Raw genomic sequence first — 12335 nt, forward strand, 5'->3', positions numbered from 1 at the left:
GCCTCCCCTTCCGACCTTGCCAGCAGCGGGATCTTGCGAATGACCAGTGAAAACGAATCTGATCGCCTTGGCCTCTTCTCCCCCGAGGTGATGGTGGCACAGCCGGGGAAACCGCTGTACCGACTGCTGCAGGACCATATTCGCGGCCTGATCGAACGGGGGGACCTGGCCCCGGGCGACCTGATTCCACCCGAATGGCAGCTCGCCGACCGACTGCAGATCAGTCAGGGAACGGTCAAGAAGGCCATCTCCAATCTGGTCTGGGAAAAACTGCTGTTCCGCCATCAGGGCAAGGGCACCTATGTCTCGCGGACCGACTTCGAGGAAACCCTGTTTCGCTTTGTCAGCTACGGGGACGCCGACGGCAAGGACGTGCGTATCCACAAGACCACCACCGATCGCGCCATCCGCCAGGCTCCCGATGACGTCTATACCCGCCTCGGCCTGAGCCAGACCAGCCCAGTCACCTATATCGAACGCCTGGGAGTGGTCGATGACGCCCCGACCCTGGTGGAGTACAGCTGGTGGCCAAGCGTACTGGTGCCGGGGCTGGAAGATTCCGAGCTTTATATTCCCGACTACTTCTATGCCTTGATCCTCGACCGATTCGGCATCCCCGTCGTCCGGGCCGACGAAACCCTGACCGCAGAAGCCGCCGATACCCACACCGCCGCCCTGCTGGACATTGCTCCCGGCACCCCGGTGGTGGTGCTCAAGCGGATGACCTACACCAGCCACGACCGTATCGTGGAAGTCCGTACCACCAAGGGAAGGGCCGACCGCTTCAGCTACCGTGCCGAAATCCGCTCGGACTTTTGACTCGGTGCAAGCTCAGACAGGGCAGCCTATGCCGGATACCGCGACAACCGGTTGGCCATGGCCGAGTCCTGGCTCATGGGTGCCTGTCCACTCACGTCCGCCGCCCGGTTCCCGACGCCGACGTGCTTCAGTCAGAGACGACAGCAACCTCGGTGAATTCCGTTTTCCGATACACATTGATTAATTTTTAGATACGTATAGGCTTGTAGTATCGAGGAGACCCCGCCATGAGCACAGCAAGCTTTGACACCCGGATCATCGAGGGCGACACCCCGGCCCAGCGCCTGCTGGCGCTGCTCGAGGTGATCGCGGAGAAGGACCAGTACTTCACCCTGCAGAGCCTGGTGGACGAGACCGGCCTGCCCAAGCCGACGCTGCACCGGATGCTGCAGCAGCTCGAGAACTCCGGCATGCTGCAGCGCGAAGCGGACAACCGCCACTACAGCAAGGGCAGCCGCCTGCGCCGGCTGGCCGAGACCCTGCTGCTCAACGACACCGTTCAGGGCGCACGTCACGGCGTGTTGGCGGAGCTGGTCCGCGAGGTCGGGGAAAGCTGCAATATCACTGCCCTGTCCGGCAGCGAGGTGCTCTATCTGGACCGCGTCGAGACGTCGGCTCCGCTGCGCTTCTATCTACACCCCGGCTCCCGGGTGCCTGCCCATTGCTCCGCCAGCGGCAAGCTGTTTCTGGCGCAGATGAGCGCCCCCCAGCGCCGTCGGCTGCTCGCCGATGCCACCCTGGAGGCCTTCACCCGAAACACGCTTACCGACATCGACGCTCTGGAAGCGGAGATCGAGCAGGTCAAGCGCGACGGCTACGCCTTCGACGACGAGGAATTCCTGCCGGGGCTTCTGTGCATCGCGGTGCTGGCCCCCAACCCCACCGGGGTCTCCAACGTCGGCCTGGCGATCCAGGCACCGGTGATGCGCATGGACAAGCAGCGCGCCCTGGATTGCCTGCCCGCGCTGGAGCGTGCCGCCGCCGCCATCGCGCGGATCAACCAGGGTGCCCTGCCCGAGCCCATCGCAGAACCCGAAACCTCTGCCTGACGCCCTCGCCTGGCGGCAACTCCCGCCATGTCCGGAATGCACGCCCCTGACGTCAACCTGCAAGACGTCAAGCAGCCAGGCATCAAACAGCAAGGCGCCACCACCGCGACAACGGTGATGGCGCCGAGATGGTTCGACGAGTCGCTCCCTTGATCGCCGACCCTGTTGCCCTGCCCCCCTCCTGCAACGAAAGCAACGAGCGCTGCCGAGGTGACACAGGCCTCAGTTGTAGAAGAAGCTGACGCAGCGCACGAAGCTGCTGCCTCCCGCGGTCACACAGCGATGTCGTATCCAGCGGTCTCGCTTGGATAGCCCCTCATACCGGGTCCACTGCCAGTAGCCTGAAGGCAGGTGAAAGGTATGTAGATGCTTCCAGTTGCCAAAGACATTCTTGTAGTAGTGCAGGGTGGCCGCCGGCCCATGGCAGGCAGTGGTGACACCAAGAGAGTTGCGACGCTTGTGGTCAGAGGTCCAGCGATCCCGGAAGGAATAGTGGGCCTCCGGGTCGCACCACCACCAGGTGTTGCTCGGGAAGGAGACGGTCTCGCAGTTGTGGTTGCGAAACAGATGATAACCATCGCCCGGGACACAGTATTGCTGGCCTGGTCCGCCTCCTGCCGAGGACCCTGCCCTAGCAGTGTCCGGCGTTATGCCCAACGCGTCCAGATCCACCTCGATGGGTTCTACCACCCGCTCCACGGTGCGATTCTTGAACGCCTTGCGGTCGATGTCGGGATTCAGCTCGAGCAGCATTTTCGGGATGGGCACCTCCTGCGGGGCGAGCATAAGGTAGTGATCCAGCGCGGACTTGCCAACTTCGCTTGCAAAGGTTCGCGGGGTCGCACGATCGCTCACGCCCAACTCCCGCATACCTACCTGGGCCTCCTTGTCGTCGCCTCTAAGCCCGACGAATTCGACGCGGTTGCCGTTGCTGAGATCGAAACGGGCCAGCGGCATGGGCTCCGCAGGACCGCTGACCAGCGGCGCCCCGTCCGGCCCCAGTCCCACCGCGGCCAGGTCATCTGGCCTGTCCAGCTCTGCCGGTTCGGCCAGTGTTTGCTGATATCGTGCCGACAGTTCCTGTGCCAATTGCGGGTTTCGCGCCAGCAGCACGTCGAGCTGCTCAGGCGTCAGTCCAGCGGCCTGACACGTACATGATGATGGTTCGTTCATGATCGACGTCCTCCACCTGGGAAGATCGTGCTCCGCCGGCCGGACCTCCCGGCGTCACCGACGGCGTTAGACGAAACACGCTGCGACGCCTTATTGGCAGCGGTCTTCTCAGCATGGTCAAAGTTTGCTTTGCCAGCCATCGGTCATGCCGCGCTGCTTCAGCTACTGAGATGACATCTACGCGAAATGGCTGATAAGTCTCATGAAAATCCTTATTGGCGGGTTAGGCCGTTTTTTACTCGAATCAGTACAAAAACACATATCACGACGGACTCGGATGTAACGACAGTCACACAAGGAAAATGACCGCGCCACGCGCGAGCCGCCGTCCTCTGGCCGCCACCGCCCTTTAACCTTATGCTGTAGAGAATAATGAGCGCCGAGCCCTAGCCGCTCGGCGCCGTCGTCGCTGACGCAGTCCGCGTCTTCGGCTTGTTCAACGCCCACTGTAAGGATGCGCCTCATGCCTGGCTTGCTCCCGGACGTCGATCCCGATGGCCTGCTGGAATACTCCGTGGTCTATACCGACCGCGCCCTGAACCATATGTCGCAGAGCTTTCAAGGCGTAATGCGCGACATCTCCACCACCTTGAAGCAGGTGTACAACGCCCACAGCGCGGTCATCGTGCCCGGGAGCGGCACCTTCGGCATGGAGGCGGTAGCCCGCCAGTTCGCCCAGAACCGCAGCGCCCTGGTCATCCGCAATGGCTGGTTCAGCTACCGCTGGCACCAGATCCTCGAGATGGGCAAGATCCCGGCCGAACTGTGCGTGGAGAAGGCCCGACGTCAGCAGGACAGCGATCCGACCTCAGCGTTCGCCCCGCCCCCCATCGAGGAAGTCGAGCAGGCCATCGAGCGACTGCAGCCGGACATCGTCTTCGCCCCCCACGTGGAAACCTCGTCCGGCATGATCCTGCCGGACGACTACATCCGTCGCGTATCCGATGCGGTGCACGCCCACGGCGGCCTGATGGTGCTGGACTGCATCGCCTCGGGCACCGTCTGGGTGGACATGCAGGACACTGGCGTCGACCTGCTGATCAGCGCCCCCCAGAAGGGCTGGAGCGGCTCACCCTGCTGCGCCATGGTGATGCTCTCGGCCCAGGCGCGAGAGATCATCAAGGAAACCACCAGCACCAGCTTCGCCGCCGATCTCAAGAAGTGGCTCGAGATCATGGAGGCCTACGAGAATGGCGGCCACGCTTACCACGCGACCATGCCCACCGACAGCCTGCGCGAGCTACGCGAGATCATGCGCGAGACCGACGCCTACGGCTTCGACAAGGTGAAACAGGAACAGTGGGCCCTGGGCCAGGGAGTGCGCAGCCTGCTGGCCGAGTACGGCTTCAAGAGCGTCGCCGCCGAGGGTTACGAGGCGCCCGGTGTGGTGGTCTGCTACCACAACGACCCGGGGCTGGTCGGCAAGTTCGCCGCGGCCGGCGTCCAGGTCGCCGCCGGGGTCCCGCTGATGTGCGATGAAGGCGACGATTTCCAGACCTTCCGCATTGGCCTGTTCGGCCTGGACAAGCTGCATCAGCCCGAGCGCAGCATCGACCACCTGCGCAAGGCGCTGGACAGTATCAAGGGATAGACGGGCCGATACCCACCAGATCGGGCCGCACAGAAAAGCCCAGATAGAAAGAGGGGCGACGCATCAGCGTCGCCCCTTTTGTCTTACCCGTATTGTCGGTCTGAACGGTCCGGTCTTTCACGTCTCGAGTTTCACTGCTCTCGGGTCATCCCCGTCGACTTGTCACTCTTTAGCCGACCTCTAGTCACCCTCTAATCACCCCAGCAGCGACAGAATGATGCGCTCGCCGTAGCCCCACAGCAGGACGGTCATGCCGAGCAGTCCTTCGAGCACCAGTACCCCCACCGCAAGGGTGGTGCTGGAGACGACGAAGCCTTCCTTTTCGCTGATATCGAGAAAGGAGGGAATGCCCAGATACAGCAGGTAGGCGGTGTAACAGAGGCCGATAACGCCGGCCAGCAGGCACAGCCAGATGATCGGGTAGATCGCCACGATGCCGCTCAGGAACATCGGGGTCGCCACATAGCCGGCAAAGATGATGCACTGGCTCTGGCTGGGTGTCTTGGGAAAGCGTTTGGCCGAGTAGCGGATGGTCTTGCCGACGATGTAGACCGCCGCCAGGATCACCAGATAGAAGGCGATCCCCGCCCCCAGGGCGTCTAGATAACTGAGCTTGATGGTCGTGCCGCCGCCGAGACTCCAGCCGACCTGGGTGGTACCGATGTACGAGCAGATCACCGGTATGGCGGCCAGCAACAACACGTGATGCGCGTACAGGTGCGTTATCGTCTCCCTTTCCTGCTTGATCTGCTTCCATTCGCGATTCGGGTGGGCCATCAATCCCCAGACGTGTGTCAGCATACTGACTCCCTCCTGCTACCGCTGAAGTAAGTCCCGAGACCGGCACTCGGCGCCCGCGACTCCGTTGTCCTTAACTTGCAGTATAGAAGCGATTTTTCGCTTCGCTACCAACGTTACCGTACATACTATACAAGTCCTGTACAACACTTGATCTCCAGTCACGCTTCACCCATACGACTGATAAACACAAAAAAAACCCCGCATCGGTGAAGATGCGGGGTTTCGGTTTCAGCGCCACCCGATCAGGACATGGAGGTCCACATCGGCGTGCTTGGCATCAGCGTCGCGTCCAGTGACATCATCAGGCTCAGCGCCGTGATGGTGAGGATCGAGATGCCGAATACCTGTCGCGCCCAACGCACGTTGTCGTCGGTACGGTAGCCCTTGGCCGCGATATACAGCCAGTAGACGCCCAGCACCAGGGCAACGATGAAGTAACCGGGTCCAGCGTAGCCGGCCAGACTCAGCGACAGCGTCGCACCGATAAAGGCCAGGATATAGCCCAGGATATGGTGCTTGGCCGTACCGATACCGCGAACCACCGGCAGCACCGGAATGTTGGCGGCGCGGTAATCTTCCATGCGAAAGATCGCGATCGCGTAGGAGTGCGGCATCTGCCACAGGCTGAAGATCACCAGCAGGGTCAAGGCCCCGGTATCGAAGCTGCCGGTCACCGCGCAATAGCCCACCACCGGCGGCACCGCCCCGGAGAGGCTGCCGACCAGAGTGCCGAACTCGGAATTGCGCTTCATGTAGAGGCTGTAGGCCCCCACATAGATGACGAAGCCGAAGGCCGCCAGACCCACCGTCAACGCATTGGTCCCCAGCGCCAGCAGACCGAAGCCGGCGATGCCCAGCAGGGTGGCAAACCGAAGTGTCGCCGCTTCGCTGACCCGCCCCTGCACCAGCGGGCGGTTGCGGGTGCGCTCCATCAGGGCATCGATGTCCTTGTCGATGACGTTGTTGTAGGCGCAGCCCGAGGCGATTACCAGGGCCAGACCCAACAGCGCCGACAGGAACACCACGGCATCGAACTGGCCCTGGGCGGCCAGGAAGTAGCCGCCCAGAACAGAGATCACGTTGCCGCCGATGATGCCCGGCTTGGTGATGGTGAGGTAGTCCCTGAGAGTGTCCCTGAACATCATGCGAGTCGGCGTCAGCCGATCATCATGTTGCGATGCAGGTGGTACATGATCCATAGGGAACCTCCGATGACCAGAACCAGGATCGCCACGGTGAAGACGAAGGACATGAAGTTCCAGCCTTCATCGGCCTTGGTGTTCATGTGCATGAACAGCACGAGCTGCACCAGCACCTGAGCCACCGCGGTACCGACGATCACGATCAACGTCGCGAAGGTGTCGAAGGCGCCGGTCATCACCGCCCCGAAGGGAATGACGGTCAGCACGATGGACAGGATCAGGCCGATCACATAGGACTTGACGCTGCCATGGCTGTGATGGTCGTTGGCGTGTCCGCTCATATCACAGGGCTCCCATCAGGTAGACGAAGGAGAAGACGCAGATCCAGACGATGTCCAGGAAGTGCCAGAACAGGCTCAGACACATGATGCGCGGACGCACCATATCGTCGAGACCACGCTGCTTCACCTGGATCATCATCACCAGGATCCAGATCAGACCGGCGGTCACGTGCAGACCGTGGGTACCGACCAGCAGGAAGAAGGCCGACAGGAAGCCTGAACGATCCGGACCAAAGCCCTCATGGATCAGGTGACGGAACTCATAGAGTTCCAGCGCCACGAAGGCCGCGCCCAGCAGGAAGGTGATCCCGAGCCACTTCATCACCTTGGATGCCTGATTGGCGTTCATGGCGAGCACCGCCATGCCGTAGGTGAAACTCGAGAACAGCAGCAGGAAGGTCTCGACCAGGATGAACGGGAGCTGGAAGATCTCGCCCGGGGTCGGACCATCGGCCGTGCCCCGAAGGAGCACGGCGTAGGTGGCGAACAGTGACCCGAAGATCACCAGGTCGCTCATCAGATAGACCCAGAAACCGAAGACCTTGGTGCCCGCGGCATCATGATGGTCGTGGTCGTGATCATGGTCATGCCCGTGGGCATGACCTTGCTGGTTGAGGGTGTCGGTTGCCATGGTTATGCCTGCATCTCCACACGGTTCTGGTGTTCGCGCTCGATACGCTCGACTTCCGCGGCCGGCACGTAGTAGTCGACGTCATCGTTGAAGATACGCGCGATGAAGGTGGCAAACATGCCCAGTGCGGTCACGATGGCAAGCCACCAGATATGCCACACCAGGGCGAAGCCGAAGACCGCGGAGATCAGACCGATCACCGGACCTTCCCAGGTGTACTTGGGCATGTGAATGTCCTTGTACGGTCCCTTGGACACGCCGGCCTTGCCGCCGTTGGCCTGCTTCTGGTTCCAGAAGTCGTCGATGTCCTTGATCTCGGGCAGATGCGCGAAGTTGTAGAACGGTGCGGGAGACGAGGTCGCCCACTCCAGGGTACGCGCATCCCAGGGATCGCCGGTGACGTCCTGGTTCTTCTTGCGATCACGGATACTAACGTAGAACTGGATCACGGTGCAGGCGATACCACACAGAATCAGCACGGCGCCGATCCAGGCGATGATCATCCACGGCTGCCAGGCGCCGTTGTCATAGGACTGCATGCGACGCACGGCACCGAAGAAGCTGAGCACGTACAGCGGCATGAAGGCCACGTAGAAGCCGGTCAGCCAGAACCAGAAGGAGCGCTTGCCCCACTTCTCGTCGAGGGTGAAGCCGAAGGCCTTCGGGAACCAGTAGGTCAGACCCGCCAGCATGCCGAACACCACGCCGCCGATGATGACGTTGTGGAAGTGGGCGATGACGAACAGGCTGTTGTGCAGCACGAAGTTGGCCGCCGGTACCGCCAGCATCACACCGGTCATGCCACCCAGGGTAAAGGTGATGATGAAGCCGATGGTCCACAGCACCGGAGAGGTGAACTCCAGACGACCGCGGTACATGGTGAACAGCCAGTTGAATACCTTCACCCCGGTGGGGATGGCGATGATCATCGTCATGATGCCGAAGAAGGCATTGACGTTGGCCCCGGCCCCCATGGTGAAGAAGTGGTGCAGCCAGACGATGAACGACAGGAAGGTGATGGCGATGGTCGCCCACACCATGGTGCCGTAGCCGAACAGCCGCTTGCGAGCGAAGGTCGCGATGACCTCGGAGAACACCCCGAATGCCGGCAGGATAAGGATGTACACCTCAGGATGGCCCCAGGCCCAGATGAGGTTGACGTACATCATCATGTTGCCGCCAAAATCGTTGGTGAAGAAGTGAGTCCCCAGGTAACGATCCAGCGTCAGCATCGCGATGGTCGCGGTCAGAATCGGGAAGGACGCGATGATCAGCACGTTGGCGCACAGCGACGTCCAGGTGAAGATGGGCATACGGAACAGGGTCATGCCCTTGGTGCGCATCTTCAGGATGGTGACGAAGAAGTTGATACCGGTCAGGGTCGTACCAATGCCAGATATCTGCAACGCCCATATCCAGTAATCCACCCCGACGCCGGGACTGTACTCTATCCCCGATAGTGGCGCGTAGGCCAGCCAGCCGGTCGCGGCGAACTCACCGACCACCAGCGAGACGTTGACCAGGATGACACCGGCAACGAACAGCCAGAAGCTCAAGTTGTTAAGGAAGGGGAAAGCCACGTCGCGCGCGCCGATCTGCAGCGGCACCACCAGGTTCATCAGACCGATGACCATGGGCATGGCGACAAAGAAGATCATGATCACACCGTGGGCGGTGAAGATCTGATCATAGTGGTCAGGCGGTAGATAGCCCTCGGCTCCGGCCGAGGCCATGGCCTGCTGGGTACGCATCATGATGGCGTCGGCGAAGCCACGGATCAGCATCACCAGCGCGACCAGGAAGTACATGATACCGAGCTTCTTGTGGTCGACGGAGGTGATCCACTCGCGCCACAGATAGCCCCACTTCTTGAAGTAGGTCAGGCCGCCGACCACGGCGATCCCGCCCAGGGCGATACCGATCGCCACCACCATGATGATGGGCTCCTGGATCGGAATCGAGTCTAACGTCAGTTTTCCAAACATGATTTACTCCGCTGCCTCTGCGCTCATGGACTCGCCGTGAGACTCGCTCTCGTCGCCATGGCCGCCTGCGCCGTGCCCGTTGACCACGCCGCCGTAGGTCTCGACGAACTCGGCATGCTTGCCGCCGGCCAGGAAGCTCTTGATGATGCGCTCATAGAGCGCCGGGGTGATCTCGGAGAAGTACTGGACCTCGTTGTCCTCGCTTGGCGTGGCGAGATCGTAGTACTCCTCGGGGAAGGTCAGCGTATCGGACGAGGAACGCACCTTCTCCACCCACTCTTCGAAGTCCTCGACGGAACCCACGTGGGCGTCGAAGGTCATCTCGGAGAAGCCTGCACCGCTGTAGTTGGTGGAGCGGCCCGGATAGACGCCCTGCTCTTCGGCGATCAGGTGAACGTCGTTATCCATGCCGGCCATGGCGTAGATCTGGCTACCCAGGCGCGGAATGAAGAAAGAGTTCATCACCGAACCGGAGCTCACCCGGAAGCGCACCGGAGTGTCCTCGGGGAAGGCCAGTTCGTTGACCGTGGCGATGCCCTGCTCCGGGTAGATGAACAGCCACTTCCAGTCCAGCGATACGGCCTGGATTTCCATGGGCTCGTTCTGTCCTTCCTTGGCCTCGAGACTGCGGTGCGGGTCGAGGCTATGGGAGGTGTACCAGGTCAACAGCGCCAGGAAGACGATGATGACGCAGGGAATGAACCAGACGATGGCCTCGATCTTGGTCGAATGGGCCCAGTCGGGTGAATAGGTGGCATCGGTGTTGCCACGGCGATAGCGCCAGGCAAACCACAGGGTGAGCACGATGACCGGCACCACCACGATCTGCATCAGACCGAAGGCGGTGAGGATCAAGGTACGCTGCTCACGGCCGATCTCCCCCTTGGGGTCGAGCAGCGCCGATTCGCAGCCCGCCAGCAACAGGGGCAGCGCCAGCATCAGCACAACGCTGAGCACGCGCAGGTACGACTTTCTTCTCATGTAGCAACCTCGTCAGGGCTTGGAGGCGGAATACCAGAGATTACGAGCTCAGGCTCGCGCGATGTGCAGGGGCCGCTGAGGTGGAACATTGCATGCACCTTTGGCAAAAGTTGCATGAAATGTGCCGAACCACGGACTAGACCCGCAAAATTTCGCATCCCCTACCCTGCCTCGGTACCACGACAAGACGTCGTCACCTGAACAAAAGAAGTAGATGGAATGCGACCGGGGCGTATTGTCGACAGAGCGACCAGACTTGAGAAGCGACGATTTGCCGCAGGGGTGTCGCACCTTTCCTTGATCTGTCGCACCAAGGCGTCGCAACAGTGCACAAATGGCCAATTGCCTGGGCCAGCAGAACCTGCCCTGCGACCCAACACCACACCCAGCAAGCACCACCAGGAACCGTATCAGCGAGGCCGGACCCCACCCCATGGGAAAGGCGATCTGATGGAAAAGAACGATAAGCCGCGCCGCGCTATCGCATGACGCTATCGCCTGACGTTATATCCCCCGACGCCATCGCCCCAACGCCAGGACGAAAACGATGACGATGTCGAGAAGGCCAGACCGTGAAGAGGGCGATAAGGAAGGTGCAGATAGGAAAGGATCAGATAAGGAAGGATCAGATAAGGAAGGATCAGATAAAGAAGGACCGGCTCACCAAGGGCCTGGTCATGAAAGAGCGAATCGGCGACGAGGGCCAGATCAGCAAGGAGGCCAAGGGAAGGCTCGAGCAGAAGGGACAGACCACAACGAGAGGCGCAACCGTGCGCCCAGGGGACCACTATCGAGAAAGGCCGTCAGAGACTGAAAGGCCAATGATCCGCAAGACAAGAAGTCACAAGACAAGGATCCACAAGCCAAGAATCCGAAAGACAAGGATCCACGCTGGGCAAGAAACCGAAACCGGGGAATCAGGGATGAACCAGCCGAGACGCCACTTCCGGCGTGCGTGACAGGCCTGCGGCACCCTCGCCGTGGGTGATGATGACATCGGCGTCGATCAGGGCGCCAAAGAAGGCGGGGCGCAGCACGCCCCACTTGCTGTCGTCGAATACCAGGATCCGCTGGGCGGCGGTTTCGATGGCGGCCTGCTTGGGCGCCACTTCATGAAAGTGAAAGCAGCTCAGGCCCCGTGCGGCATGCACCCCGGCGGCGGAGAGAAAGGCGCGATTGATGCCGAGTCCCCGGACCTGGCGGGCAATATCTTCGCCGTCGAAGGACTGGGAGACGCCCTGATAGACGCCGCCCAGCAGGATCAGTCGGATGCCATCGAAATGGCTGACCGCATTGGCCACGTTCAGGGCGTAGGTCACCACCGTCAGGTCTCGTCGGCTGGCAAGTTCTGCGATCATCGGCACCAGGGTGGTGCCGCAATCGATAAACAGGGTATCGCCGTCTTCCACGTAGCCACTGGCGCGGCGACACAGACGCGCCTTGATATCGGCGCCGCGATCCTGTTGAGTTTCCAGGTCGTAGACTGGCGTGAAGTGGGGGTCGTCGCGGCGAACCAGATGCCCGCCCATCAGCATCAGAGGGCTGTCCTTGGTGGACACGTCGCGCCTCAGGGTCATCTCTGACACACCGCAGAGGATGGCGGCGTCCGCCAGCCTCAGGCTGCCGCCTCCGGCGAGCGCCTGCAAAAGGCGCTCCTGTCGCTGAATACTGCGCTGATTCATGGATTCTCCCCCGCGCCTCGACGGTCATGGCTTGCTGCCGTCGTTTTTCAATAAGCATGCCCTGAACTACCGGGTTCAGCCAGTGCCCGGGCAGGTAAGAAAACGCCACTGCACAAATGTTATTTTTCTCACATCAGGTG

General features: G+C 61.2%; 11 protein-coding genes. 3 read left to right on the forward strand and 8 right to left on the reverse strand.

Going from position 1 to position 12335, the window contains the following annotated elements; genetic code table 11:
- Nucleotides 1-39: 39 nt before the first annotated feature.
- Nucleotides 40-819, forward strand: coding sequence for a GntR family transcriptional regulator (locus tag NFH97_RS02715; protein WP_162197827.1), 780 nt, complete (start codon nucleotides 40-42; stop codon nucleotides 817-819).
- 227 nt (nucleotides 820-1046) lie between these two features.
- The gene (locus NFH97_RS02720; protein WP_349624396.1) at nucleotides 1047-1868 is read left to right on the forward strand and encodes an IclR family transcriptional regulator; all 822 of its coding nucleotides are present in this window, start codon (nucleotides 1047-1049) and stop codon (nucleotides 1866-1868) included.
- Nucleotides 1869-2090: 222 nt separating this feature from the next.
- Here NFH97_RS02720 and NFH97_RS02725 read toward each other — a convergent pair whose 3' ends face one another.
- Complete coding sequence (locus NFH97_RS02725; RefSeq protein ID WP_349624397.1) at nucleotides 2091-3041, reverse strand: hypothetical protein; 951 nt, start codon at nucleotides 3039-3041, stop codon at nucleotides 2091-2093.
- 463 nt (nucleotides 3042-3504) lie between these two features.
- On the opposite strand from NFH97_RS02725, the gene NFH97_RS02730 reads away from it, so the two are divergent.
- Complete coding sequence (locus NFH97_RS02730) at nucleotides 3505-4632, forward strand: aminotransferase class V-fold PLP-dependent enzyme (protein ID WP_045991926.1); 1128 nt, start codon at nucleotides 3505-3507, stop codon at nucleotides 4630-4632.
- 195 nt (nucleotides 4633-4827) lie between these two features.
- Here the strand turns inward: NFH97_RS02730 and NFH97_RS02735 are convergent, their stop codons facing one another.
- The 7 genes from NFH97_RS02735 to NFH97_RS02765 form a co-directional block, all read right to left on the reverse strand.
- Complete coding sequence (locus NFH97_RS02735) at nucleotides 4828-5433, reverse strand: Yip1 family protein (protein WP_083970270.1); 606 nt, start codon at nucleotides 5431-5433, stop codon at nucleotides 4828-4830.
- Between the two features lie 242 nt (nucleotides 5434-5675).
- The gene (gene cyoE, locus NFH97_RS02740) at nucleotides 5676-6575 is read right to left on the reverse strand and encodes a heme o synthase (protein WP_231498497.1); all 900 of its coding nucleotides are present in this window, start codon (nucleotides 6573-6575) and stop codon (nucleotides 5676-5678) included.
- Between the two features lie 14 nt (nucleotides 6576-6589).
- Entirely contained in the window at nucleotides 6590-6916 is a 327-nt protein-coding gene (gene cyoD, locus NFH97_RS02745) for a cytochrome o ubiquinol oxidase subunit IV (protein WP_045991965.1), read from the reverse strand.
- A gap of 1 nt (nucleotide 6917) precedes the next feature.
- Nucleotides 6918-7547 carry a cytochrome o ubiquinol oxidase subunit III gene (locus NFH97_RS02750; RefSeq protein WP_108131549.1) on the reverse strand — a complete coding sequence of 210 codons (630 nt, stop codon included), beginning with the start codon at nucleotides 7545-7547 and terminating at the stop codon, nucleotides 6918-6920.
- A 2-nt stretch (nucleotides 7548-7549) separates the two neighbouring features.
- The gene (cyoB, locus tag NFH97_RS02755) at nucleotides 7550-9532 is read right to left on the reverse strand and encodes a cytochrome o ubiquinol oxidase subunit I (RefSeq protein ID WP_045991923.1); all 1983 of its coding nucleotides are present in this window, start codon (nucleotides 9530-9532) and stop codon (nucleotides 7550-7552) included.
- 3 nt (nucleotides 9533-9535) lie between these two features.
- A complete protein-coding gene (gene cyoA, locus NFH97_RS02760; protein WP_045991922.1) occupies nucleotides 9536-10513 on the reverse strand; it encodes a ubiquinol oxidase subunit II in 978 nt (325 codons plus the stop codon).
- 917 nt (nucleotides 10514-11430) lie between these two features.
- Nucleotides 11431-12195, reverse strand: a complete 765-nt coding sequence (locus tag NFH97_RS02765) for a DeoR/GlpR family DNA-binding transcription regulator (RefSeq protein WP_108131548.1) — start codon at nucleotides 12193-12195, stop codon at nucleotides 11431-11433.
- Nucleotides 12196-12335 lie beyond the last annotated feature (140 nt).

Origin of the sequence: Halomonas sp. SCS19, from assembly GCF_040147015.1 — a bacterium.
Lineage (GTDB): Bacteria > Pseudomonadota > Gammaproteobacteria > Pseudomonadales > Halomonadaceae > Halomonas > Halomonas litopenaei.